Origin of the sequence: Azospirillum aestuarii, from assembly GCF_016632405.1 — a bacterium.
Taxonomy (GTDB): Bacteria; Pseudomonadota; Alphaproteobacteria; order Azospirillales; family Azospirillaceae; genus Azospirillum; species Azospirillum aestuarii.
The window spans coordinates 429,572-454,212 of the sequence record NZ_JAEPIV010000001.1 but is presented as its reverse complement, the minus strand read 5'-3'; the positions used below and the strand labels follow the sequence as shown (position 1 = coordinate 454,212).

The following is a 24,641-nucleotide window of genomic DNA, read 5'->3' as shown; positions in this document are numbered from 1 at the left end:
CGTAGTTGGCCCGGCGGCTTGAAACCCCAATCAAGCACCGCCGGATACCTTCCACACCCAGTGTTGACATTGTTGAAACGGTCGCCGCCGAAGCGGTCAAGCACCCCCGCCGCGCCGTCGAGCGCATCGCGATCTGTGATCCCGCCGAATGGACCAATGACGTGCTGGTCCTGCGGCCGACCGCTGAGCGCTACTTCCCCGGCAAGACGATCACGCTGAACGAACGCGGCGCCGTCGCCGTGCAGCCCTATGGCAGCGCGGTGTTTTTCCGCCCCCTGCTGCTGGCCGTGGGCAATCTCGACAGCCTGCACGCGGCCTTCGTGCGGGTCGCCGAGGCGCTGGATGGCCCGGGCTTCGTCGTCGCGGGCGATGTGTTCGAGAAGGCCGATCCCCGCTCGATCACCCGCCGCAAGACCGGGCGGAAGGCCGTCAAACGGGGCAGCAACGTCATCGAGCGCGGCAGGCCTCGGGGCCTCCAGGATGCCGGGCGCCGTTGGCTGGTCCTCGACCTGGACAAGGTTGCCAACCTGTCCGGCGTCGATCCCCGTCGCAACCCGGCCGACGCCCTCGCCTACCTGCGCGGCCTGCTGCCGCCGGAGCTTCGGAAGGCACGGTGCTCCTGGCAGTGGTCGTCCACTCTGGCGCTGCGTGACGATCAGGACCGCCCGCTTCCCGCCGATCAGGTGCCCCCGACGCTGTCGGCTCACCTGCGCTTCTGGCTCGACCGTCCCTTGACGGAGTCCGAGCGGGCCGCGCTGCTGAAGCGGATCAACGCCCATGTCGTCGCCGAGCTTGCCCAGCGCGGTGCGCCGGTGGCCGCCGGTGCGAAGCCGGTCGATCCGAGGACGGCGATCTACAACCAGCCGATCTACACGGTTCGCCCCCGCTTCGACGACCACCGCCTCGCCGACCCTTTCCCGAACGCGGCGCGCTTCGGCCTGACAGCCGAGGGCAACGACCAAGTGGATGTCGGCGCTCTGCTCGATGAGCTGCCGATGCCGCTTTCCGCGGCTGCCCGTGCGCTGACCGAGGAAGAGAAACAGGCTCGCCGGGAAGCCCGGCGGACCGCGCGGGCGGCGAAGCAGGCCACGACGCAGCCTGCGGCGATTCCCTTCCCGGCTTCCCTCCGGTCGGGTCGGCTGGCAGGCAGTACGCCGCCCAGCGCACCAAGCAGCGCGCCGACCGCGGTCGTGGTGTCGCTGGGAGATGAGCGCCGGAGCCGTCGCGAGCGCGAGCTTCAGCAGGCCTATGGTGACGGCACACAGCGCAGTGTAGCCCGCAACCGCGAACTCTTCCGGTTCCGTGCTCTGCGCGACATCGAACGGATCGTCAGCCACCGTAGGGCGACAATCCCTGAGTGGGGCGACGGCGTTCCCGAAGGACTGCGCGATCCCGTGCTGACTGTCGTCGCCTCGCTGCTGTCCTACACCGAGACGCCGGGAGGTCTGCGCGCGGCCATCGCCGAATTCGCCCAGCGCCTTATGGCGCCGGACTGGTTTGCGGCCGAGTGGGTCACCGCGGGTGCCGACCGTGCGATCATCGAGCGTGCGCTGATGGCAGCCGAAGGGCTGGCGACCACCTACAGGGGGCGGGGACAGGACCCCCGGTACGACTTCGGGAAATCCACAATCATCGACCTCCTGGACGTCACCGAGGAGGAGATGATCGTTCTCGAGCTTGAGGCTCTGACCACCGAAGCCGTACGTAGCGACCGGCGCCGCCGGGCAGCGGGACGGCCAACGGCCGAAGAGCGTCATGCCCAGACCGCCGAGGCAATCAAGCCATGGCTGGCGGCGGGTGTCAGCAGGGCGACGTGGTTTCGCCAGCGCGCGGCAGAACGTGCCATGGAGGTGGCGGCAGATCCCGTGAGACTGCTCGCGACCGTGGATTCTAAAGAGGGACAGCGGGAGGGCTGCGGGAAGCCGGGAGGAGACGCTTTCTGCCCGCCGACGGACGAGATCACGGTCGCCGAACGCGAGTTCGCCGCTGAGAAGAGGGCGGCCGAGGAGGCGGGGCTCGTTTGGGACGCAGAGAACGCCATCCCATGGGACTCTTCGACGTGGTGGGTCCCGGCAGAACGGCTTTCGGCATCTCGCGTTGCCCTGAAATCCGGCCGGAGGTCGTCCGTGCATCATGGGTATGATGTACCCGAGGATAGGCCTCATGCGCCCAGTTGGCCAGATAGGGTGAGTGCGGCCGACAGTGACCGATGGCGGCTGCACGGACCACCCGCTGCGGCGTAGTGCCCTTTGGCAGCCGGGTTGCCCCGAACCAACCGCAAGCGTTGCCCCAGCGAAAGCGCCGACAAAGGGAATCAGAGAGTGAGCGTTGCACGGAACGTAGAGCGGATCGGGCGCGGTGAACGGGTATCCGAGGAGAACCTGGATCGCCGCTAAAATGGTCGAGGGTATGATGATGGTGCCGAGCAGACCATTGCCGACCCAGCTTGATGTCGCGGCCCAAGTGGGACGAGCCAAACACGCCAGTAGGAGTGTAATTGGTCAGGAATGGCCTCAGCCGCACATTTGCTCATCCACGGACGACACCATCCGTTCAGTCCGATCCATCGTTTGTGATGCTGCCATCACTCGTCTCCGTCTGAGAGCGCCCAAGATGCTTTGCGCGCAGGGCCTCGTAAAAGCCTTCGGCATGAGCATAATAGAACCCTTCCACGCTCATTGGTCTCGAGCCAAAGAATGCCTCATGACACGAAGCAACCACTCCTTGCAAAACACGGACAATTGCGACGGCATCTTGGTTGGTGAATGGATATTCATCTTCTATTTTATCCGGTTCATAGAAAAATTCCTTGTCGTAGTGCCCGAAGAATTTGTTTCTCCTCTTAATTAGACAATTTACTTCCGGTGATACGGATAACATACTGTCTCTAAGCCTTTTTATCTCACCAGCCGGAAGCGGCTTTTTCCACGCGATCTTCTTCACGTTCTGTTCTGTATAGTTAAGGAAATGGTAAACATTCCTATCGCTATTATTTTGGTCGACCAGACGAAATAGAGAAAAGGTGACATCGTAGTAAAGACCGGACTGAAAGAACCATATCAGAGGCTCAACGTCGCTTGGTTCATCACCGTATCCATAGGCATGCTTCGTGAAATAGTCGAACACAGCAACCTTAGCCACAAGCTCTTGGTAAACAAGTTGCGTCAGACGTTCCAGATATTGGCGATAGAATTCGCTTTCCAAAGGCATGCCTCACCCTTTCTCTCCAAGAAATCACCCATAAACTTGGGGGAATTATCCCGTCAGAAGCAGCAACACAACATTTTGCACAGCCCGGTTTACAGAAAATCCCGCCTGACCCATCTTACTAGAAATGCACCTTCATGCTGATCCCCGATGCCCTGTTCGACCAAGCGATCGGCGAATGTAGCTCCGAACTACATGAGCGGCTGGGGCTTCGGTCTTTCTTGCTCAACCGCGGCCCGGCATCGGTCAACATGACCGCCTTCTTCGCCAAACTGACCGCCTAAGCCGCCCACCAAGCGCCCCTTCCTGTCTGTACCCACCGAGTTCTAGGTGCCATTCAACGTGACCGCTTGATGCCGTTGGCGCGTAGAGGCAGCGACTCTAGGGAGCCCTGCTATCGTACATAAACACGAAGGCATCGAGCAGCGCCACCTGCATCGGTCATATGATCCGTTCCTCGGCATCGCCCGGTTGCGCTTCGAGCGCTCCGCATACTCCAGAACGGCCTTCAAGGCCAGTGACAGTGTCGTCCAGGCGACGGTGATCTCCAGGTGATCGGCCGCATGAAGGAGCGCATGGAGCCTCGCGAGAAGCGTGTCCTTGCCGAGCATCATCGCCCACTGTCAAGCCATTCAGGTTTCACGCGGCTGATGGGATCGATGCATTCTGCCTTTCGCCTCCGCCCCTCAACTTGCTCATGCAGTCGGAGCCGATCCGCCGACGGCCGACAACACCAGCCTGCGGAATGCCGACAGAACCTCGGCCGCCGCCGCCTCGGCCCTGATGCCCCAGCACGCCCCCAGTGCCTCGCAGGCAGGCCCGACCTCACCGGGGCCGAGCGGCTTGCCGCCGACCGTGGCGAACGGGCCGTCCGTTTCGGTCAGCACGCGGTCCCGCGGCATGGCCGCAAGCAGGTCGCGCCCGCACTTGCCCGTCACCATTGCCGGGCCGACCGAGAACCAGCAGCCCATGGCGATGGCGCGCTGGAGTTCAGACTTGCTGCCGGAGAACCAGTGCAGCACGGGAACACCGGCGTCCGGGTGGCGGTCCAGCACGTTCAGGACCTCAGTGGCGGCGCGGCGGCTGTGGATGGAAAGGATGCGCCCGCCTGCTCGGGCCGAGGCGGCCAGGACGTGGTCGAGGACGCTGATCTGCTCCCGCCAGTGCGGCTTGCACTCTGGACTGCCGTCCAAACCAATCTCGCCCACATACCGAGTTTCAGGCAGCAGGGCCTCGAACAGAGGCAACTCCCCAATGCGTTCGTGGGCGAGCTGCGGATGCAGGCCGAGCGCCGTGCGGATGCGATCATGGCCCTTGGCAAGCGCGACCGTTCCACGCCACGCCTTGGGCGTCGTCGTCACCGACAGGATGTAGGCCCCGGACTCCGCGCAGCGGCGGGCAGCGCCCGCGGGGTCTGGGTAAAGGTCGAGGTGGCAGTGTAGGTCGACGGTGGGCGTGCTCACGTGATCAGGCCGATGCTGCTCAGGTAGGCTCTCACCTCTGCCATGCCGCGGTGGGCGACGTCCAGCAGCAGCCCCCGCTTGTCCAAGTCCGTCGGCAATGGGCCGGTGCGGCCCACCCAACGACCAATGTCGGTCGTGGGAAGCCGCTTGGCGGCCAGTACCAGCGCCATCAAGTCGTCAGCCGCCTCTTCACGGGGCAACACGGCCGCGAGATCCTGATTGTACGGTTCATAGGGCGTCGGGTCCTGCATTCCGGCCGCATGGAAGGAAGCGCGTCGAATAAGACAGGGGACGCACTTGCCGCACTGCTTGCCCGTCCGCTTCCACTTGCCGCAGGAGACCGTCTCGTGAGCGATCGCCGCCAACGTCGCCTGGTTGGCGCAGCACCGGAGCATCTCGCCCTTTGTGCTCAAAGCGTAGGGGTTGGAGATTCGCACCGGCAGACCGAGCTCATCAAGGAGACGCTGTACCAAGTCAAGAAAGTGGGGGTGCGTGGTACGGGTGCTCAGCGCACCGATGCGCCGGGCTGTTAGCGGCGGGTTCAGCGCAATGAAGCCATTCTCCGGCACGATGAGGCCAATAGGCTCCTGCACCAAGCCCTGCTGGGCAAGCGTGGCGGCGACCAACGCTCCATAGGCAAGGAAATTAAAGCTGCGCGTCCGCATCTGGACATCGTTCAGGTGGCCGAGGTCGGACACCGGATGCGCGTTCGCGGCGAAGCGGGAGACCTTGGTGGGCAGGCGGCCCCAGATCCACTCCTGCTTCTCAGCGTCCCCTCGGTAGGAGTGGCTGACCAGGATCGGCCTGCGCCCGGCGGCGAGTAGGTCGAGGGCGCCGACGGCGCTGTCGAGGCCGCCGGAGAACAGGCAGACGCTGTCGTGGCCATGGAGTTTGGTGCGGGCGCCGCGGCGTAGCGGGACCGGGCGCAGCGGACCGTCGGGTAGGAATTCCAGCGTCCAGAGGTCGCCACTCAGGAAATGGAGCGCTTCCTCAAGAAGCGGCCGCAGCGGTTGCCAGGGAGCTGGGTTCTCGAGCGGGATCCGAAGGCGGAGGTCGCGGGTCCAGCCGTCGGCGGCCTCTCTCTGGCCCTCGACCGTTTCGCGGTTGGCGAAGGTATCGGCGGCGGTCACCGCCATGGCAACCGTCAGCAGGTCATGAGCGCGTTCCGGGACGCGGACGCCGAGGCGACGCACGGCCGAACGAACTGCGCCTCCGATGGAGCCGGTCCGGCGGCGTGGCGGCCCGGCCCCGTACATAAGGACCGGGATGACGCCAGGGGTAACCAGCGGAAGGCGCGGGGCGTCGTGGTGGAAGATGAGGTTGGTCACTTCTCGTACGCCTCCCATTCGGCCCAGATGTCCTTGATGGCGCGCAACTGGGCGTCCCGCACCATTCGGCCGTTCAGTGTGCGGACATTACCGGTGAGCAGTGGCGCCATGTGCTTGTCGGCGGCAGCACGGATGAGGCCCCGCATCGCCTTCTCGGCCCTATCGTACTGCGCGGGATCCGTCGCCTTCGCGAAGGCATCGTTGGAGTCCAGGACAACCTGCTCGTAGATGCACTCAGCCAGGTAGGCGATCATCATGTCCGCGATGATGTCGTCGGTAATGTTGTTGAAGTCGAAATCTGCCTGTCCTTCCAGGGCTTCGGACAGGGCGTCGTTTAACGCCACCCTGATGCGATCGCCATCGCCGTTGGGCGGAACCAGCGCATTCACCAGCAAATCGATGGCAACCTGGGTTGGGCGCCCTTCCAGCGTACCGAGGTCGACGCCAGGAATGCCCGGATCCTGGCCGTCCCGGAGCGCGGCCATCGCATCGAACAGGGCGCCACCGGCGCTGGCCATCGCACCAAACCGCCGGGAGCCGACGGTCCCGCCGCCGGTGGCCTTCCCGGCGTAGCTGCCCAACGCCGTCCGAAGGCGCTCGCCGTCGGTGCCGCCGCCAGAAACGAACTTGCCCAGGTGGGTTCGGAACTCCCGGAATCGCTGCCCTTCCGACTCGGGAAGCGGCGTATTCGGCTCGCTGTCGGCCCAGGGTGGCACTAGGGGCGACTTGCTCCCCGGCCCGCTGCTCGATGACGACGTTCCCATCACTTCGCCTCCCCGGCCTTGAACCACGACTTCTCGCGAACGTATTGGCCGAGCCAGGGCGGCGGTCCCTGCGGGTTGGTGAGGTTGATGAATGCGGCAAGGTCCACGGCAGCCTCGGCCGACCGATCTGCCAAGATGAGAGCCCCATGGAACCCTGTGGGAGAGTTGAGCCAGTCTCCGTGAGGGCGGAAAGTCTCGATCATTGCCTTCATCACGGCGGCGCGCTCGGACTCGGGGATGGCGTTGGCGGCGGTGACCGCCGACTTTGAGGCCATCTTGTTGGTGCGGAGCAGCACCCTCATTCCCTCCGCGGCGGCTTCCGAGAGGCCGCCCTTCAGGCTGCGCAGCGGGATGGTCTCGCGGCTCAGGTAGACGAGCGGCCGCAGGTTAACGCCCGCCAGGGGCGGGTCGAGCGCCAGCCACTCGCGGACGAAGCTCAGGATTTTCGCGTTCGGTTTCCACTCCTTCGGGCAGGCGTCGTCGAACGCCCGTTCGTCGTCGAGGTGCTGCGCCAGCTTCGCCAGCACCTCGGGCTTGCCGTCGGGGGCGGCGTTGATCTCCCTGTACAGGTATGTCGCGGCGGTGGAGTCGGTGCAGCGCTCGAACAGTGCCAGCTTGGCGACGAGCGCCTCGTCGACCGGCATCTTGCGGCGCTCAGCAACCTTCGCGCGCATCCGCACCACGTTCAGCATACGCTTGACGATGCGTGGATTGCCGCGGACTTCGTCAGAGTTAACCAGCATAGGGGCCATACGGTCAGCGATGCCGAAGCCGCGCGCGAGGTCAGTCGAGGTTATCCCGAGCACGGCGAGCGCGTCCTCGGTGCTGATCGGCTCCTGCTCCCACGCCCGCCGTAGGTTCTCCTCGAGCCGTGCGCGCAGGGCCTCCATCTGCTTGGCAGGCACGCTGGGGTCGGCCGACGCGAATAGCATGAACAAATATGCGCGGATCTCCTGCACGCCGACGGCCGGGACGCGCACCGGCACCTGGATGAGCTTATCGAGGTAGTCGGTGACGTGCCGGTCACCGGGATCGTTGAAGAACTTGGAGACTGAGTGCCGGACCATGTCCTCGTCGGCCGCGACGACGAAGGCCGTGTGGTCCATGAACAGGAACAGGCGCAGCGCCTCCAATGTGTGGATGGTCTGCGGCGGCAGGCAGCGGTCCAAGTTGTCGACGAAGACCACCAGGGTCCTCCCAAGGCCGCGGAGCACCTCCTCGAACTCGTTGCGGAAGGCGGCGATCTCCTTGGGTGGTGTTCTCTGCTTCTCGGGATCCAGCAGCCCCTTGCCGCGCTCCTTGGCCGTCTTTCCGGCCTCCCGCACTGCATCGAGGTCCTCCGCATCGCCGTCACCGGAGATGACGTCGCCGACTGCCCCGAATGCCTTGTTCAGCCAGCCCATCGTCGGAACGCCCATGGCGAGGGCGCCGACCTCCGCGGCCAGACCGAGGGCTCGCATCTTGTTCACGCGGCCGAGCAGGCTCTTGGCCTTCTTGAGGAGACCCTCATTGTCGTTGGCCGCCTCAAGGAGCATCGTTGCGATGACCTCCATCAACGCCGCGCGGGAGTCGTCGAACCCTTGGTAGAGCCAAGCGTCGAAGCGGACGACGATGAACTTGCCCTTCCTCTCCTCGGTGGACAGGCCGCCCTCAATCAGGTTCAGCAGCGTGGACTTGCCGGTGCCCCAGGTGCCGAACACGCCGACCGACACCGGCCGCATGGCCGGGGAGCCGACTACGTCCACCACCAAGTCTGCGACCTCGGAGAAGTTCAGGAAGTCCTGTTTCGTGTCGACGTCAGCCCACATCGCCCCCTCGCTGGCCTTTCCGCCCAAGCGGGCGGCCGGGACGCGAAAGATAGGCGAAAGCTAACCTAAAGTCGATTTAAAGTGACAACTACCACACGGTGAGGACAACTGATCTTACAAGATCGCCCTTACCGTTACCATGATGCATGAAAAACAATCTTAACAGGCGGCGGCTACGTGCTTGCGCCCCAGGGCTTGCGAAGAGGACTCGAGAGACACCAATGACTGAAACCACTTTTCCTGAAACACAGGACGCGGAAATGAAGCCGGACCAGAAACGCGGTTTGGCTGAGGAGTTGCTGCGGAATGCCATCGGCCATTTCGAGACCAACAAGGCAGAGTTGGAGCGCCGTGTGGCCCTTGGAGCATCCTTTGAGGACTGGCTGAACGCACGATTTATGCGGGCTTGCAACCGCCTGGGAGAGATGGTGGCGGTTACCGAGGCAGCCTACGCCGGTCTGACCGACGACGACTGGGAGGGGCCGATCAGCAGGGAGCGCCTTGACCTCTTTGCCGTCCGGCTGTTGGACGGCGTGCCCGCCTTTGTCGAGTGTGCCATCGTTCACAGGAACACCCAGGACAAGTGGCGCGCCAAAATCGCCTGGGACGCCGAGAAGCTGCGTCGCATTGCCCGCGACGACGTCCTGAAGATGGTAGTGGTATACTGCTGCTCCGTGGCCCAGGACGTCCTGACGGACCCGACTTGGACGGAATGGATCGACGGGATCGAGTTCGGCGCGGTCGAGAAGCTCCCTCCGTTGTCCTTCCCCATCGGGAATGGGGGCCAGTTCGCGCTGATGGCGTGGATTGTTCCCTAGAGAGCATACGGTCACGATGTGACCGGCAGTTGCTCGATGACCCTCGGTTCGGGAACACGCAGGGATTGCGCCAAATGTCTCGCTTGGCTAGAGGTGGAGACTTCTGCAATTCCTGCGTGAGCACCCACTCTTGACCAATACCCAAAATACCGTATCGGCCCAGGCCGTCCTGAACTACTGGATGGATGTCGAGGCGCTCACGCCGTCCGTGCTCGAGAAGGACGACGGCCAGGATCGAAACGTCCGAACCCAATTGGTCACCGCCCGGTCGCATGCCATCGACTGGACCATGGGCAAGCAGGAGCGCCGCGAACTTGAGCGCGTCATCAACGTGGTCCGGGTCGGCCTGTTTAAGACAGGTGAGGCAGCCGCCGCGATCGCATCGGCCTTAGGCGTTTCCCCGGATGAGATCTTCGACGGCAAGGGCGATGGTCGCGACGGTTTCCTGGCCGCCTTTGCCGTCGGTGCTGACGGCAGGCCGGTACGCGGCAGCCTGAAGGTTACCTTGTTTGCCATGCGGTTCGAGGCGCTGGGAAGGGGAACGTTGCCGAGGACCCATTACGACCGGCGGCAGGACGAGATTGGAGAGGCGTTCGACACCGCATGGGCGGCTGAATCCTCTTCGCCGCTTGACGTTGGTTCGCTGCGCTCGGTTTCTGAGTGGGTCGCTGCGGAGTTCGGGCGGACGCCGCCGCTCTCCCTGGCCAAATCGTCGGCAGCCTTTGCGTCGGTGACGCAGCGCCTTCGGTACAGCGAGGACGACGACCCTGTCGGCATCGTCGACAGTTTTTTGTACGCGGACCTCAATCGGGTCGTGGATGCCGTCCGCGGGGGCCACTGGGGCGCCGCGCTCGCCGAATACCTGGAGCCGCACGATCTCGACGAGTCCATGAAACGGGACGCAGACCGCCTGGACACCATGGCGGCCACCCTTGCCATCGACGAGATCCCCGTCGGCAAGTGGCCATCGCGCGGCCTGGGCGGACACCCGCTGGTGCTCCGCCAGCAGATGGCGGTCAACGCAGCCCTGGCGATGAAGGACGGCGGCCTGTTCAGCGTGAACGGCCCGCCGGGGACCGGTAAGAGCACCCTGCTGCGCGACGTCATCGCCGCCGTGTTCGTGAACCGGGCGGCCATCATGTGTGGTTTCCGCAGGCCCGCGGACGCCTTCAAGAAGATGGATCCCGTCGTCGTCGGACGCCGGGCGGCGCCGGTCTGGGAACTGGACTCGCGTCTGTCCGACCACGGCATCCTGGTCTGCTCGAGCAACAACACGGCGGTAGAGAACATCACAAAGGAGCTGCCGGATCTGAAATCCATCGCCGATTCCTACCGGGCCGCCCCGGCGGAGCTCGACCGCATCACGTTCTTCCAGGACGTCGCCCGGGCCATCGCGCCCAAGGGGCAGGAGGTCTGGGGTCTTGCCTCGGCAGCGCTGGGGAACGGGGCGAACCGCTCGTTCTTCGTGAACCGCTACTGGCCCGCGGACGACACGTCGCGCAGCGAGATCCTGAAAGACGCCCGGATCACCTGGATGGCCGATCCGAAGCCAGCGAAGGGTGGGCGGTACGTGTTCGCCTACGTCATGGCCGAGGGCACGAAGCACTCGATCAAGGCGTTCGGCCAGCCCGCGGAAGCCCTTGCCGCCCTGCTGCCCGACGTCAAGGGGCGCCGCGGCGTCACTGTGACGCTGGTCGGAACGCGCGAGGAGGACGAGTTCATTCGCAAGGGCAAGGATGGTGTGGAGCGGGTCGAGACGGAAAGCTACCTGCGGGTGAGCAAGGTCAACCCGCCCACGGAGGCAGCCACCGGCGTGCGCGACGTTATCCTGGGGCCGTGCTCGCGGATGGACTGGGAGCGCACCGTCGCCGCCTTCAGGAAGGCCGAGGAGCGGGTGGCGTTCTTGGTAAAGGCGACCCGCGTCATCGCCGAGACGCCCGCCGAGATCGAGCGGACCCGGTGGGCGAGCGAGGCGGCCGAAGCCGACCTGCGCTGCGCAGAAGAGACGTTCGTAACGGCCATGGGAGCCTTGGGCGACATCGCATCCGAATGGGAGCAAGCGGAAAAGGAGCGCCACTCGGCCTTTCAGCGGTCCTCGCTGGCCCTGGCGGACAGGCCCGGCTTCTTCGGACGGCTGTTCCGGACGGCTTCGGCGAAGAAATGGCAGGCGCGGATCGCCGCTCTTCACATCGAGGTCGAGGCGGCCGAGCAGACCTACCGCGAAGCCGAGGCCGATTACCGACAGTTCGCCGCGGCAGGGAAGGCGGCCGAGGACGCGCGCGACCGGGCGGCGAGGGCATTGGACGACGCGGTCGCCGCGGTAGAGGCCGCGCGCGAGCGGCTGCGTAAGGCCCGGTCGAACTTCGTGCAGGAGCCACTGTCGCTGGCTGCCAAGTTCAGCATGGAGCGCGAGGAGCGCGAGCAGGCGGTCGTGTGGGTGAGCGAGGAGCTCGACCTTGCCCGCGAGGAGCTCTTCGCCGCGGCGGTCCAGGTCCACTTGGCCTTCCTCGGGGGAGCCAGCGGCCAGGTGGTGGACAACCTGAGGCTCTTCGTCGATGCGCTGCGGGGCGACAGGGATGTGGCGGAAGCGCGCGCGCGGGTCGGCCGCCATCTCTGGAACACCTTCTTCATGACGGTCCCGGTTATCTCCAGCACCTTCGCCTCGGTCGGCCGCATGTTCAGCGACGACTTCGGTCCTGGCGGGCTCGGCTGGCTGCTGATCGATGAGGCGGGCCAAGCCCCGCCCCAGGCTGCCGTCGGCGCGATCTGGCGTGCGAAACGGGCCATCGTCGTGGGCGACCCCAAGCAGGTAGAGCCGGTCGTAACGATCCCGGGCAAGGTATCGGCCCTGCTGTACCGCCAGCACAAGGTTCCCAACGTCGGCTTCGACGTGCGCGTCGGGTCCGTGCAGACGGTCTCGGACCGCCGAAATTCGCTTGGAGCCTACATCGGCGGCCCGGACGGCACCTGGGTCGGCTGCCCGCTGCGGGTCCATCGGCGCTGCCACGACCCGATGTTCTCGATCAGCAACACCATCTCTTACGCGGGCAGCATGGTCCTCGGCAAGCCGCACCTGGACACCGGAGCCTGGCGCGGCGACATCCCAGACCTTGGCCCCGGTGGCCACCCGAGCGCCTGGTTCGACCTCCGGGTCCCCAGCGAGCCGGAGGGCAACTGGGTGCCCGGCCAGGGGGCGTACGCGATGCGCCTGCTGGAGCGCATGGTCGAGCAGCGTGAGGCTGCCGGGCGTCTTGTCGACGGCAAAGGCAAGAGCCTGCGCGGGCGGTACCTGCGAGACGACGGCATGCCCGAGGCATTCGTCATCACGCCGTTCAGCACGGTCGCGCAGTCCATGCGCAGGCTTTTGATCTCACGGGCCGACGTGTTCAGGATGCTGGATCCCGCCCTCGACAAGGTAACGGTGGAGGCGTGGGCGAAGACTCACATTGGCACCGTGCACACCTTCCAGGACAAGGAGGCTGAGACGGTCCTGCTGGTTCTCGGCGGAAGCACCGAGCGCCCAGGCGCGGTGGCGTGGGCGGGCAAGACCCCGAACATCCTGAACGTCGCGGCCACGCGAGCGAAGTCGTCCTTCTACGTCGTCGGCGACCTTAGCCTCTGGTCCGGGACCGCCGTGTTCTGAGAGGCGGCATCGCGATTGGAGACCATCACGGTGCCGGATTTCGTGGCTCTGGCGCCGGTTCCCAATCGCGTCGAGCGCATCGACACCTTGGACGGCCACCTGCGCGTACTGGCCGATGCATTCGGCCGGGCGCAGCGCCGGATGGCGATCCCGTCGCCGTACCTGACGAACCGAGCCATCCAGGACGATCCGTGCGACGTGCTGGCCATGGTCCGGCAAGCGAGCGCCCGCGGCGTCCAGGTCACGGTCTACGTGGACCCCGCGCTGAACGGCAGAGACATGCCGAAGTTCGGTTTCCTGCGCGCCGTCGACCTGCTCGGCGCAACCGGGGCTGAGGTGGCCTTCGTGAACCGGGTGCACGCAAAAACGCTGTGCGTGAACGACCCGGAGATCGCCAAGGGGGCCTTCAACTGGCTGAGCGCCGTCCGCGACGAGGGCAGCGCCTACCAGCGTCTCGAGGCGTCGTTCCGCTACACAGGACGCGATGCTGCCCGCTTTGTGACGAAGGCGCTATCGTGCCTGGACGGAGCGCGGATCGACAAGCAGCCGGTACTCGCCGACGACCACCAGGACAGGTTCGGGACGGCGCTGCATTCTTTGCAATCTCCGCCCGCGCAATAGCGGCCGGTGCGCTGGGACCGACGCTGCCTCCTGCACCGGTTCCGGCGCTTCGGCGGATCTTCTGACCGTTTCCTGGGGAGACGACGATGTGGTGACTTCAACATGCCGTCGGCCCAGCGCTCGGTGATGTCGGCGACCGGTGAGGTGACGACCTCACCATGTCGTCGTGTCGGCGCACCGGCTGATGGCGTTGGATGCGACCAAAGCGTTGTTTTCTCTGGTTTGGGGATAGTGCCGACCGCGGCATCCGACGACGTGGTAACCTCACCATGTCGTCGCAACGGCACCTGGGAATGCGATGATGTCGGCGCCCAGGCAGGCGCCGACATTACCATATGGTCGGGACGGCAGCCGGTGCCTGGCGATACCTGACCGGCGTTGGTCCAGTCCGGCCCGACGGTCAGCAGTGGCTTCAACGGCTCGAACGGGTCCCAAAGTTGAGCGAGCGCGCACCATCCTCGTTCGGCCGCCCCGCTCGGTCATTGCGGCGCTCGGCCCAGTTCGGAGCCCAGGGCATCGGAGACGGCTGTCAACGCATCCATGTACGCTTCGGATCCGACCTCGACGGCAAGGACCATCGAGCTCAGTGGCTCGAGTTCCGTATCCTCTGGGGCGGCCTCCAGCAGCGACCGCAGGCGCATCATCTCCTGCCGGTACGCCTGGTCACTCGGACGCGGCCAAGCGTGGTCCGGCAGGCTGTCGGTCCAGATCATCGTCCTCAGAATTTCCCTGATCTCGCTCACCGCCGCCTCCTTCCGATCAACCCGGGCACCCTGACCGCATTATGGTCGCTTCGCGGGGCGGATCGTCGACGATCGAGGATTGGAGTGGTCGTTGGACCGTGTCGCGGCGAGGGCGACCCGCAAGGTGATGCACCGAGACGCAAAGGGCGGCAAATGTGACACCGCAGTCCAGGTTGCGTGCCCGCGCGGCCGACGCCGACACGTTGCCTGGGCAGTGCGATCGCCTGGCCGCCTCGCCCCAGACTTACGGGTTGGACAAGCGCTCCAGACGATGCTTCCGAGGTCCGTCATCCGGACCGCGTTCGTAGGCGTCCACGAAGATTAGCTTCCGGAGCGAGCGGCCAGGGCCATGCGGCTGCATCTTGAAGTGTCCAGCCACAGACGACCGCCAGCCGAGTTGCCATCCGCCTTTTCCAAGGGACTGGCGACGGCCGAAGCGATCCGGGGGCGGTGCCAGGGTCTGGACAGCGAACAGGCTGGCCTTCTTATGGTGCTGACGGGCCTTGCGGGACGTCGCCATCTCTCGGGTCATGCGGGGAAGCTGCCCACGCTGCGCGGTATCGGCATGCCGCCGGTAAAGCACCAGCAGGCTCAAGAAATCCTCAACTTGCTCCGCCACCAGCCTTTTGTCGATCTCGGCCGAGACGAGCCCGTTGGCCTCGCCATCTCCGGCAACCCACATCAAGCGACCCAAAATCTGGTCGGCGGTGGAAATACAGAGGACAGCACATATCGCTACGGCGCCATGTTCCTGAGATGGTTGGGTGAAGATCGCGCGTACTCCCAAATCTCCGACCAACAACGAACCATGAGGGAGGTCGACGTACCACGATGCGGTCATCAGATCGCCGTCGACCATGGCGTTTTGACCAAGCGGAGCCTTTGCCTGTGACAGCAGGGCAACGAGCTCTCGAGAGGGCTGAATGGCAACAGTATTAAATCTGAAATCACTCTTTTCATATTCTAGTGGGTCACTCAACGATAAAGCGAAAGGCAGCAAAAACCGCGAAAGGGCTTTTGAGTTTCCAAGCAAGCTATCCGGCTCAATAGAGCTTGGGCTATCGACAATCGCGCTAAAGCTCGCTTTCAGGGGCTCTATCAGCCGGAAAGCGTCTACGTCACTCAGCTTATCAAACCGGACGCCATAAATTTCAGAAATCCGCGCAACGAATTGGTCGCTGGAATTCACTTTATTCGTGGTGCGACTACTTACGGCATAGCCAGAGATATACCAATCAAGCCAAGTCTTCATGTTCTATCTCCTGCGCAAGGGCGCAGTTATCCCTTGACAGAGGAGCCCGTCAAAATTGAATTGCCGGGATCGCACTATCAAAATCTGTTACGGATTAGCTTGGTCGGCCGTTCGCCAGTGCCGACTTGACGGCGCAGATGTGGAGCTCAGAGGAGTGAGCGCCAGTCTTCTTCATCACTTAGATCGAAAGCATACAGGCGCACTGTGTCGCCGATGATTTCCACATCGTCACAGCAGTAGGGATGGGACATGCAGGCAAAATGAGCGATTAGATCCTGCTCGATCTCGTCATCACTCAGTCCAAAACCCTCCCGAGCCGACTTGATGTACTCAAGAACCTCGCCCTCCAACTCATGGGTAACATCCACCTCGACGCCATCCGGGCTGATCTCAATTACCCGCGTCACCCTCACAATCGTTTCGCTCATTCGAGTTACCTACATTGAGTGGATTGCCTCAATATCGGTAGATCGCGTTCAACCTGATGTCAATAAAAATCTACGTCATTCATAATATTTCATCGCAGATATCATGCCTATCGCCCTCCAATACTGTTGACAAAGATTTGTCATTGCTACTTTTCTCGAGAAATCCTTGCGCAAGGATTTCTAGAATGCGAGATCAGTTACTTCGTTACGAGTACGAATGAACTTGAGGATCGCCATAAATACGCATTCGGCCATCCGAGAGTCGGGAATCTTGATTTCCGAGATGCTCGTTGCCCGCTGACAGGCTCACTTGGCTGCATGACGCGAGAAGTTGTCTGCCGATAGGAGGCAGTCAGCTTGGCGGCGTGACCATCACCGCCGCCACAGGACGTACCGGCATGCCCCCTCCCCTCGGAGAAGACCTGCTTGCCGAGAGGGGCAACGCCATTTCCTAATGCGGGATTTACCGTGGGACCATTGCCGCAATCCGATGCCGCAGATTTCCGGGGCGGCCCGGACCGACGACTGATTTCACCCAGCTACCCGCGCAAGGATCGCTTCGCAATCGGTCAAGCGCTTCCGGAACACCCCATTCTGCAAGCTGGGATCGGCATCATGGGAACCACGGGCGAACCGACACGCCCATTCCAGGCAGCGCGCAATCTCCGCCAGATCCTCGACCGAGACGCCCGCGGTCTCGGTCCGCGCAACCGGAGGCCGGGCGGGCGGTTCCACGATAAAGCCATCATCGTCCTCGTGATCCTCGGCGTAGCGCGTCCCGCCCGCCTCGGCAAAGCGCAGAAGCTGGCGCAGGAAGTCGGGCTCGTCGATCACCCAAGCCGGAATGTCGCCGGGGGTCGTCCCGTCCGCGCGGCGAACCTCCAGCCGCCCGAACGCCGTGTTCGCTCTGATCTTCATCATCACTGCCCTCCGCTCCGTTCTGGGGGCCTTGCTGAAACCGGCTGCATGAGCGCCTCAGTCGAAAGGTCGGCAGAAGCCGCCCCGGCCGACCCAGCAGGCTGTCAGGCGTCCTCGACCTCGTCGCCGAACAGTTCGGTCAGCGCCTCGTGGCGCCCGCGGAACTCCAGCCAGGCCATGGCCTGGGAGCGATCGAGCGGAGCGTAGGCATGTCCGTACGTCGTGCCGTCACCCGTGCTGTGCAGCCAGCCCTCGACCACCAGCAGAAACGCCCCCTTGGCGGACCGGTAGAGGGCCTCCTCGGTGTAATGGAAGTCGTCCCGGGAGCGGCCGAACTCGTAGCCAGCCACCCGCTCCATCGCTTCGGAACGATAGCGACGACCACCCAACACCACGTCGAACATCGCGCGAGCCTTGCCGGGGCGCGTCGCCAAGCCCTCGATCAGCCCATCAATGAAGTCGTCGACAAACATACATCCTCCATTAAAGTATAAATAGGCAGCACCTCGCGTGCATAATTAATATATTCACACAAAAATGGAGGTTCAACTAAAATCTGTCGGGACTAATCGCCTCATAAAATCGATCATTTATCCTTCAATGGAAGGAATTGTAAGTTATTTTTCTTTATTTCTGCCACCATCAAGAAGGATTTCATCATCATTCACGCCCGTTTTCTTCGAATTTGCATAGCTGCCATGTAGCGATGCCTTCAGGTACCGGCAGCAGGAGCAACGCCGCACAGCCACTCAAAGCCGCAGGTGGCCAAAACCGAGCAGCAGACATTCGATGCTCAGCGACCGCGGTCTGCGCGTTTCCCGTCAATCAGGCGGTGATTTCCGCACCCTGCCTTGCTCGCCGTCGCCCTCGGACGTCGCTCGGCCGCGGACGGCGCCCCGGCCTGACGGCGGGAAACCGGCGCAGGAGTTCGAGGCAGCGCTCTACCTCGAGAGCCGCCGCATCCCCTTCGGCCCGACCGCCCACCTCCAGGGCGACCTCCAGCGCTTCGGTGGCAGCCGCCAGCTGGCGCAGAGCCCCGTGCCGAATCGCGCTACGCCACGCCACCGCAGCTGCGCGGCTGGGAGCGGTCTCCGGCGACAACGCCCCACGAACAAAGGCGTTGTAAACATTTTTGTAATGACGCTCGGTTCTGTGATGAAGTGGAACAGGCATGAAAATGTTTACATAAGCACGTGCCTCACCAAGCAGAGTAAACAAATTTGTCATAGCGCCACCTTTTCACTAAGATTCTTGCAGAATGTTTATGGGCGATCATAGCATTAAATTATGAGGTCAATCCATATGCGGGAAATTCTCCATGGGCGTCAGTTTTTCGTCATTCAGATGGCGGTGCGCGAGTAGGATCGTGGCGACGTCCACGATCGCCTGCATGCTGTGGCTCACCGCCGGGATGCTGATGGCCGATCATCCGCAGATCATCCCGCACATGCTGATGAACTCCTGGCTGGTCGATGCTGCCCCGCCCATTGTCCAGGCAGCCCTCAGCGTCGAGCTGAGCATCGGACTGGCCCTGGTGCTGGCATCCGGCTTCCTGCCGATCCTCGTGGTGCACCAATCCGCGTGCATGGTGGTGAAAGCCATCTGGCAGGAGTCCCTTTCCATCGGAGACATCGTCACGGTCACCCTTATGGCCACCGGGATGCTGGCCTTCCTGGTCGCCGCCTACGGCTTCGAAGCCCCCCTGCTGATCGCCGCGGATGCAGTCCTTGCACTCGGTGTGCTCGCGGGCATCAGCCGGTTCATTGCTCGCTTGATCGAGGATCTCCGTCGCCCCCGTGGCTTCGGCATCTTTGCGGTTCATCCAAACCACACGGCCAAGGATGCTTCCGATGAGTAAGCTCCAGGCCCTCCTTGAACACAGCCAACGACGGCTCCAGACATTCCTCGATCGCGGCCAACGGGAAGCACACGCTTTCGTTCGTGACGACGTTCTTGGCGTCGACGAGTGGCGATCCGACTGGAAAGGGGCGCTGCGAGGCAAGGGACGGGTCCTTGGAACCGGATGGCGCAGCATCAACGGGCTCTGGGCTGGAGCTGTCTCCAACATCGGGATGCTGGCCCGTGGTGCATTCGGCCTCCAGACGGTCCAACCCTTGCCGTCGCAGGCGACGGATCCGGCCGAGCGTTTCCGCGTCGCCCAGCGTTACTATGACCGTTCCGACGACTTCCTGACCACCGCCCAGGCTTGCACGCACCGGTATTTCCTGCTCCACCTCGCCGCTCTCATCGCTCTGCTCGCTATTGCGATCGGATCCGTGGGCGGAGGCCACGTCACCGGCTTGCTGGAATGGATCAGCTTTCTCGCTTGCTTTGCGGCGATCCCGGCGTTCGGTGCCCTGGCGATCAGAGCAGCGTTTTACAATTTTCAGCTGCGCAAGCGTCGGCTCGACGGCTTCGCATCCTGGCTGCGACAGCCTGGTGAATGGTGGACAGACGCCCCGGAGGGTGCTTCTCCGCTGTCCGGCGCTGGCCCGGCCACACTGGTGCTGATGATCAGCGGCGCCACAGCCGCGATGATGCTGGGCAATCCCGCTGCCGCCGTGGCTGCTGCTACTCCGAACGCCGAACCGGTGGTCAGCGGGAACATCATCATGGCGCTGTTCCGCACGCTCAACACCGACGACCTCTGGTATCAACTCCTCACGTTCGTGTTCCCGGGTGTTGGTCCGGTCGGCGGCACAGTCACGCCGCTGGCAAACGGGATCGCCAGCGGTTTCTCGGTTTTCATCGCCGTGCTGATGGCCTGCTCCGCGGCGATGATGTCCTACCACACCATCATTGGAATCGTTGCCACGGCGCACGAAGGAAAGGTTCTTGGACAGCGATGGCACCAAGTATGGGCACCGATGCGCGTCATGTATGGCGTGGGCGCGCTTGCCCCGGTCGCCAAGGGGTATTGCCTCCTTCAGGTACTCGTCGTCTGGATTGCGCTGGTCGGCGGCCAATTCGGCAACATGGTCTGGTCCGGGTTTCTAGAAGGGTTGTCCGGCGCCAAGATCAGCAATCCGGCCCTGCAAGAGACCGTCCCGCTGGTCCGTGATACCATGTTCCTTGAAGTTTGCTTCGAGGCTGTCAGGCGCGATGCGATCAACAGCAAATCCATCAACTCGGATGTCCAGGTGCCGGAATGGCCTCGGGAGCCGACACCGGGTCCGATGACGCTCACGAACAACGCCATCTACCGCGGCATCAAACAGGTATGGCATTTTGTTGTGAGCCTCTGGGATTCGTCGAAAACCGCAGGGACGCAGCAGCCTATCGCTGTCCAAGACATGATCCTGGACTACGGCGTCTGCGGTTCGATCCGTGTAGCCTCCGGCAAGGAGTCCGCGGCAGCCGACAAAAACGTTCTCCGGCTGGACCAAGCGCGGAATGCCGCTCTCGACTCTCTGCGCGCCAAACTGCGGTCCATCGCGCAACGGATGATAACCTCGGATGGTCCTGTCAGTATCAACCTTTCTGACAAGGACAAGGATAGGGCAAACGAAATCTTCCAGCAGGTGCTGCTGGCGAAGGCGGATTACGACAACGCTCTGACGACAGCAGTCCAGACCTATGTGGACAGTGTCAACAAGGTCAGCCTGACCGAATTCAAGGCAGTCGCGGGAACGGCAGGCTGGGCGTCGGCTGGCTCCTACTACATGACCCTCAGCCGAGTTTCTGCGCAGGTGATGTCCCTGGTCGGCGTGATACCAGAGGTGACTTTCGGGAGCACTGGTTCACAGTACAAGGACGGCATTGGGATCGACCGTCTTCTTGGCCACGAACTCTTGGGTGTGCTTCCGAACCTGCGCAGCTGGTGGGACAAGCAGCTGTTGACCACGACCTCTCTGTCTACCGCGGCCGCCCGCGCTGGTCAGTTCGACAACAGTGGCAGCATTGCCGGTGTTTTGGAATGGTTCGGCAGCTCGGACAGCGCGCTCCAGAAGTGGCTGATCGGCTTGGCGGTCCTGAAGCCGGGCACCGGCCAGGCGCTTCAGCACATGGTCGACTTCGGCCATCTCATCCTCAACGCCGCCTTCATGATTCTCGCGGCGTTGGGCGTGGGTGGAGCGCTGATCTCGAAGGTTCCGGTCGCGGGTGCAGCTGCCGAAGCAGCGTCCAACTTCGTCGGCAAGCTGATGCCGAGCGGGGCCGAAAAACTGACGGGCTTTGCCGCGACGTTTTTCGGTCTGATCGCAGTCGCTCTTCTGCTCGCGGCCGTCTTTCACGCCTACGTTCTGCCGATGATGCCCTTCATCCACTTCCTGTATGCCGTGATGGGCATGCTGATCCTGGTGATCGAGGGAGTTATCGCGGCACCCCTCTGGGCCTTCATGCACATCCGAATGGACGGCGCGGAGTTCCTGGACGGCCCGCAGAAGGCTGGCTACGGCATTGTCTTCAACCTGCTCTTCCGAATCCCGCTGACCCTGTTCGGACTGTTCTTCTCCATCCTCGTCTTTGAGGCGATGGTCTGGTTCTTGTCCAAAACAGTGTACGCGGCGATGGCGTCGGCGACGACAGGGAACACGGTTGGGCTCGTCGGCGTGATCACCTACGTGATCCTAATCTCGGTGCTGAACTATCAGTTGGCGATCCGCAGCTTCAACCTGATCACTCAGGTGCCCGATCGGGTCGCACGCTGGTTCGGAGCGCAGCCCGACGGGGATGGCGAGCATCATCAAGCCGCCAGCGCGGTGGGCTTTGTCGGGACGCACACGGAAAACACCATGAAATCGGGCGTCGACGCTGGCAAAGCCGCATTCTTTGCTTCGCCAAGCGACATGAACCGGCTGGTGAGCGCGCTCGAGAAGGCAAACGGCGACGGGAGTTTGGCTTCCGCCGCTGGCAGGGTGTCTGGCGCGAGTAAGATCACCGGCGCGGCGGCCGGACGTGCGGCCGATACTCCACAGGTGGGCGACATGGCAAAAGGTGGGGCTGGTGACGGCCACCAAACCGGCCACGGTAGTTCGGCAACGAAAGCACCCAAGCCAGAAGGCGGCAGCAAACCGGAGGGAGGCGGTTAAGAGTTAGCGGCACCTTCCGGTGCCGCTTTAACTTTGGGCCGAGCGCGCGCTCCTACCCCACCCGATAGACTTCGGGATTGCTCACATTCCGCTTCCTGGCAGCCTCATCGAAGGCTTCGATCCAGATGCCGGTCGACCTCCTCAGCGGCGAACCGTTCTTCAGAGTACCGACCTGTACCAGAAGAGGGCTGTCGGGATGGTACTCCTTGAAGGCATCGACGACCGCCTGGGAAGCAACGGCGGTGGATTCCTTCAGCGCCAGCTTGAGTTCGAGATCCGCTACCCGGGCACGCAGGACTTCGTTCTCCTCCTCGAGGGCGGTGATGGCCTGCGCGTCGGCCTGACGCTGCTGGTTGGCCTGCCCGAGGCGCTCCGCGAGCGCGACACCGACAGCCTCGACCGTGTCGGCGCGACGCTTCTGTCCGATCAGAATTCCGAAGCTCACATTGTCCATGGCCCGGATCTCCAACAAGTGACCACATCGGCGTCGAACGTGCCGTCAACCATTGATCGCCCAGAATTCCTTGTCAACACATATTACGCGCAAAAGTGGTTCCACTCAAGAATGCGATCTAAAATGTTGTGTCAACCTCTCGTGCCGCCGCGCGGGTGATCTATGAACGGCAGGCGTTCTATTCAACGGCTGTGGACTCCCTGGTCTCATCGCTGCCCGCTTCTGCTCCATCGCGCCCACCGCGCCCACGGCCCCGGACGCCATGCCCTGCTGCGCGCTTGGATGCACAGCCGCCGCGACGGCGCCCCGTTCATTGCGCGGGTCTCGGCACCCTGATCCCGAAGTCGCCACAGTCGATCATTGCCAAGATGGCCCGGAAGGCATCGCGGCGGCGTGGACGCCGCGCCGTGAGCACGAGCTGCGGGTGGCGACCGCGGGCTGTTTCGGCGTGCCAATTGCCGCCGTTGCGGCAGAGGACGATCCGCCAGCCGCGATGCTGGCACGTCCGTTGCGCCGTCGACTGCCTAGCGGTCTTCGGCGATTGGGACAGCAGCGGCGTCGTATCCCCACGGTCAAGGCGATGAACCTCGAGGCGCCGAGCCGCTCGCCAAGCCCGGCGCCGGAATTCCGGATCCGAGACGTCCGGCCGCGGTTCTCGCCGGGACAGGTGCCGGAGAATGTACCGGAGCAGGATGATCTTCATCCTCACTGTCACGTCATGCGCATTTGGCGTCACCATCTCCGGAATTCCCTGGTTCCCGTCGGGGAACCATGGTGGCACCACCGCAAGCCGCGAGCAATCGCACACCCCTATGACGATCGGATCGCGTCACGATCCGATCGTCATGGTTGTGCCTCCAGAGAGCTGATTGTAGGTTCTCCACCGCATTCTGGAGCCGACACCCTGCTCGGCTCCCCCACTCGGGACTGAAACGATGACACGGAGCGACCTTCAGATACCACGGCGCTGACGGCCTGCTGGCCAGCGGCCAGCGCAATGTCCTTCCCGCGTGTACGAGGATCTCCTGATGTCAGCCCGCAAAGCGGTGATGCAGTCAGCCGACGATTGCGACGAATTTCCCTTCACCAGCGCCCCTCAAACCGAGCAGGCTCGCGATCCCGCCGAGGTGGCCGCGCACAACATTCAGGTGGTCAACGCGCTGCTCGAGGAACTCGATGGCATCGGCGACCGTGAAGGTGTCGTCGTGGTCGGCGCATGCAACCATTCTGATCGCCTCAACCCCGCGCTCATGTGATCCGGCCGCCTCGACCGCACCATCCGTCTCCAGCTGCCGGATCAAAACGCCCTCACGGCCATCCTGCGGGCTCACCTCGGCATGGGGCAGCCAGCCCGATGGTCAGCGCCACTGCCGAGAATGAACGCTCGAAAACACCAAGCTCCGCAGCCTGGACGCCCACAACGCACGCAGGACACTGACCATGACCATTATCTTCTACGGTGATCCTCATGGCGAGTGGCGACCGCTCCTTGAAGCCTGCACCCGGCACCAGCCCCAGGCTGTTGTCATCGTTGGCGACTGCGAACTCGAGGAGTCGCTTCGCCGGGTGCTGGCGCCCCTGTTCGACGCCGGTGTGAGGGTGTTCTACATTGCGGGCAACCATGATACGGACCACCCAGAGCGGTATCCGTTGCTGTTTGACAATCACCCTGAAGGAAACCTGCACGGCCGCGTCATCGACCTGGACGGCGTGTGCATCGCCGGTCTCGGCGGCGTCTTCCGTGGAAAAGTATGGCACCCGCGTCAAGGCGACGAAGCGCCCGTTTGGAAAACCCGTGCCGCCCTGTTGGAGCACACGCCGAAGCAGGCGCGTTGGCGAACCGGGCTGCCGCTGCGCCACCGGTCGACGATCTTCCCCGAGGACCTTGAGGCACTGCGGGGCGTCGGGCCGGTCGACGTGCTGGTGACTCACGAAGCGCCGACCGCTCACCGGTCCGGCTTTGCTGGAATCGATCAGGCCGCCGCGGTGTGCGGTGCCCGCCTCGTCGTCCATGGGCACCATCACTACGCCTACGAAGCGGAACTGTCGGGCGGCTGTCGGGTGCGGGGCTTGGCCATGGCCGAGCCTTGGGTCCTGGAGCTTTGATCCGCTGTGTGTCCGCCTGGATCGTCGTCCGGGCACCCCCGCTTTTACGCCAACGGTC

The 24,641-nt window shown here is 63.5% G+C and carries 20 protein-coding genes; 9 read left to right on the top strand and 11 right to left on the bottom strand.

Translation table 11 applies throughout. The features are described 5' to 3' along the window. The first annotated feature begins 5 nt into the window (after positions 1 to 5). Positions 6 to 2,243 carry a hypothetical protein gene (locus tag JJL56_RS02070; protein ID WP_200484009.1) on the top strand — a complete coding sequence of 746 codons (2,238 nt, stop codon included), beginning with the start codon at positions 6 to 8 and terminating at the stop codon, positions 2,241 to 2,243. Between the two features lie 310 nt (positions 2,244 to 2,553). On the opposite strand, the gene JJL56_RS02065 is transcribed toward JJL56_RS02070, so the two are convergent. Then, entirely contained in the window at positions 2,554 to 3,210 is a 657-nt protein-coding gene (locus JJL56_RS02065) for a hypothetical protein (RefSeq protein WP_200484008.1), read from the bottom strand. Positions 3,211 to 3,344: 134 nt separating this feature from the next. On the opposite strand from JJL56_RS02065, the gene JJL56_RS02060 reads away from it, so the two are divergent. Further along, positions 3,345 to 3,491 carry a hypothetical protein gene (locus JJL56_RS02060; protein WP_200484007.1) on the top strand — a complete coding sequence of 49 codons (147 nt, stop codon included), beginning with the start codon at positions 3,345 to 3,347 and terminating at the stop codon, positions 3,489 to 3,491. 411 nt (positions 3,492 to 3,902) lie between these two features. Here the strand turns inward: JJL56_RS02060 and qatD are convergent, their stop codons facing one another. From qatD to JJL56_RS02040, 4 genes are read right to left on the bottom strand one after another with little or no spacing between them, the layout of a single operon-like run. Further along, the gene (gene qatD / locus JJL56_RS02055; protein WP_200484006.1) at positions 3,903 to 4,670 is read right to left on the bottom strand and encodes a Qat anti-phage system TatD family nuclease QatD; all 768 of its coding nucleotides are present in this window, start codon (positions 4,668 to 4,670) and stop codon (positions 3,903 to 3,905) included. Further along, positions 4,667 to 5,998 carry a Qat anti-phage system QueC-like protein QatC gene (qatC, locus tag JJL56_RS33880; protein ID WP_200484005.1) on the bottom strand — a complete coding sequence of 444 codons (1,332 nt, stop codon included), beginning with the start codon at positions 5,996 to 5,998 and terminating at the stop codon, positions 4,667 to 4,669. The genes qatD and qatC overlap by 4 nt, the downstream gene beginning before the upstream one ends. Next, the gene (locus JJL56_RS02045) at positions 5,995 to 6,762 is read right to left on the bottom strand and encodes a hypothetical protein (RefSeq protein ID WP_200484004.1); all 768 of its coding nucleotides are present in this window, start codon (positions 6,760 to 6,762) and stop codon (positions 5,995 to 5,997) included. Before JJL56_RS02045 ends, qatC begins: the two co-directional genes overlap by 4 nt. After that, positions 6,762 to 8,570, bottom strand: a complete 1,809-nt coding sequence (locus tag JJL56_RS02040) for a KAP family P-loop NTPase fold protein (protein WP_200484003.1) — start codon at positions 8,568 to 8,570, stop codon at positions 6,762 to 6,764. The genes JJL56_RS02045 and JJL56_RS02040 overlap by 1 nt, the downstream gene beginning before the upstream one ends. A gap of 221 nt (positions 8,571 to 8,791) precedes the next feature. Between JJL56_RS02040 and JJL56_RS02035 the strand changes: the two genes are divergently transcribed. From JJL56_RS02035 to JJL56_RS02025, 3 genes are all read left to right on the top strand, one after another. Then, positions 8,792 to 9,388, top strand: a complete 597-nt coding sequence (locus JJL56_RS02035; protein WP_200484002.1) for a hypothetical protein — start codon at positions 8,792 to 8,794, stop codon at positions 9,386 to 9,388. Positions 9,389 to 9,518: 130 nt separating this feature from the next. Beyond that, positions 9,519 to 13,031 carry a DEAD/DEAH box helicase gene (locus tag JJL56_RS02030; RefSeq protein WP_200484001.1) on the top strand — a complete coding sequence of 1,171 codons (3,513 nt, stop codon included), beginning with the start codon at positions 9,519 to 9,521 and terminating at the stop codon, positions 13,029 to 13,031. A 15-nt stretch (positions 13,032 to 13,046) separates the two neighbouring features. Then, positions 13,047 to 13,652, top strand: a complete 606-nt coding sequence (locus tag JJL56_RS02025) for a phospholipase D-like domain-containing protein (protein WP_200484000.1) — start codon at positions 13,047 to 13,049, stop codon at positions 13,650 to 13,652. 479 nt (positions 13,653 to 14,131) lie between these two features. On the opposite strand, the gene JJL56_RS02020 is transcribed toward JJL56_RS02025, so the two are convergent. From JJL56_RS02020 to JJL56_RS02000, 5 genes are all read right to left on the bottom strand, one after another. Continuing rightward, a complete protein-coding gene (locus JJL56_RS02020; protein WP_200483999.1) occupies positions 14,132 to 14,395 on the bottom strand; it encodes a hypothetical protein in 264 nt (87 codons plus the stop codon). A gap of 244 nt (positions 14,396 to 14,639) precedes the next feature. Beyond that, on the bottom strand, positions 14,640 to 15,647 hold the full coding sequence (locus tag JJL56_RS02015; protein ID WP_200483998.1) for a hypothetical protein: 1,008 nt from the start codon (positions 15,645 to 15,647) through the stop codon (positions 14,640 to 14,642). A 146-nt stretch (positions 15,648 to 15,793) separates the two neighbouring features. Beyond that, entirely contained in the window at positions 15,794 to 16,075 is a 282-nt protein-coding gene (locus JJL56_RS02010) for a hypothetical protein (RefSeq protein ID WP_200483997.1), read from the bottom strand. 531 nt (positions 16,076 to 16,606) lie between these two features. Next, complete coding sequence (locus JJL56_RS02005; RefSeq protein WP_211111739.1) at positions 16,607 to 16,999, bottom strand: hypothetical protein; 393 nt, start codon at positions 16,997 to 16,999, stop codon at positions 16,607 to 16,609. A gap of 98 nt (positions 17,000 to 17,097) precedes the next feature. Then, entirely contained in the window at positions 17,098 to 17,466 is a 369-nt protein-coding gene (locus tag JJL56_RS02000; protein WP_200483995.1) for a ParB N-terminal domain-containing protein, read from the bottom strand. Between the two features lie 917 nt (positions 17,467 to 18,383). On the opposite strand from JJL56_RS02000, the gene JJL56_RS01995 reads away from it, so the two are divergent. After that, the gene (locus tag JJL56_RS01995) at positions 18,384 to 18,851 is read left to right on the top strand and encodes a hypothetical protein (RefSeq protein ID WP_200483994.1); all 468 of its coding nucleotides are present in this window, start codon (positions 18,384 to 18,386) and stop codon (positions 18,849 to 18,851) included. Further along, a complete protein-coding gene (locus tag JJL56_RS01990) occupies positions 18,844 to 22,023 on the top strand; it encodes a DotA/TraY family protein (RefSeq protein WP_200483993.1) in 3,180 nt (1,059 codons plus the stop codon). Before JJL56_RS01995 ends, JJL56_RS01990 begins: the two co-directional genes overlap by 8 nt. Positions 22,024 to 22,075: 52 nt before the next feature. Here the strand turns inward: JJL56_RS01990 and JJL56_RS01985 are convergent, their stop codons facing one another. Next, entirely contained in the window at positions 22,076 to 22,477 is a 402-nt protein-coding gene (locus JJL56_RS01985) for a hypothetical protein (protein ID WP_200483992.1), read from the bottom strand. Between the two features lie 1,028 nt (positions 22,478 to 23,505). Here JJL56_RS01985 and JJL56_RS01980 point away from each other — a divergent pair. Together JJL56_RS01980 and JJL56_RS01975 are read left to right on the top strand one after the other, a co-directional pair. Further along, the gene (locus tag JJL56_RS01980; protein WP_200483991.1) at positions 23,506 to 23,733 is read left to right on the top strand and encodes an AAA family ATPase; all 228 of its coding nucleotides are present in this window, start codon (positions 23,506 to 23,508) and stop codon (positions 23,731 to 23,733) included. 184 nt (positions 23,734 to 23,917) lie between these two features. Further along, positions 23,918 to 24,583 (top strand): metallophosphoesterase family protein, encoded by a 666-nt coding sequence (locus JJL56_RS01975; protein ID WP_200483990.1) that lies wholly within the window; start codon positions 23,918 to 23,920, stop codon positions 24,581 to 24,583. The last annotated feature ends 58 nt before the right edge of the window (positions 24,584 to 24,641 follow it).

Coding starts and splice junctions, on each gene's coding strand:
- JJL56_RS02015 (WP_200483998.1), bottom strand. CDS start 15,647: ATGAAGACTTGGCTTGATTGGTATATCTCTGGCTATGCCGTAAGTAGT.
- JJL56_RS02035 (WP_200484002.1), top strand. CDS start 8,792: ATGACTGAAACCACTTTTCCTGAAACACAGGACGCGGAAATGAAGCCG.
- JJL56_RS02045 (WP_200484004.1), bottom strand. CDS start 6,762: ATGGGAACGTCGTCATCGAGCAGCGGGCCGGGGAGCAAGTCGCCCCTA.
- JJL56_RS01990 (WP_200483993.1), top strand. CDS start 18,844: ATGAGTAAGCTCCAGGCCCTCCTTGAACACAGCCAACGACGGCTCCAG.
- JJL56_RS01985 (WP_200483992.1), bottom strand. CDS start 22,477: ATGGACAATGTGAGCTTCGGAATTCTGATCGGACAGAAGCGTCGCGCC.
- JJL56_RS01980 (WP_200483991.1), top strand. CDS start 23,506: ATGTCAGCCCGCAAAGCGGTGATGCAGTCAGCCGACGATTGCGACGAA.
- JJL56_RS02000 (WP_200483995.1), bottom strand. CDS start 17,466: ATGTTTGTCGACGACTTCATTGATGGGCTGATCGAGGGCTTGGCGACG.
- JJL56_RS02010 (WP_200483997.1), bottom strand. CDS start 16,075: ATGAGCGAAACGATTGTGAGGGTGACGCGGGTAATTGAGATCAGCCCG.
- JJL56_RS01995 (WP_200483994.1), top strand. CDS start 18,384: ATGCTGTGGCTCACCGCCGGGATGCTGATGGCCGATCATCCGCAGATC.
- JJL56_RS01975 (WP_200483990.1), top strand. CDS start 23,918: ATGACCATTATCTTCTACGGTGATCCTCATGGCGAGTGGCGACCGCTC.
- JJL56_RS02065 (WP_200484008.1), bottom strand. CDS start 3,210: ATGCCTTTGGAAAGCGAATTCTATCGCCAATATCTGGAACGTCTGACG.
- JJL56_RS02060 (WP_200484007.1), top strand. CDS start 3,345: ATGCTGATCCCCGATGCCCTGTTCGACCAAGCGATCGGCGAATGTAGC.
- JJL56_RS02040 (WP_200484003.1), bottom strand. CDS start 8,570: ATGTGGGCTGACGTCGACACGAAACAGGACTTCCTGAACTTCTCCGAG.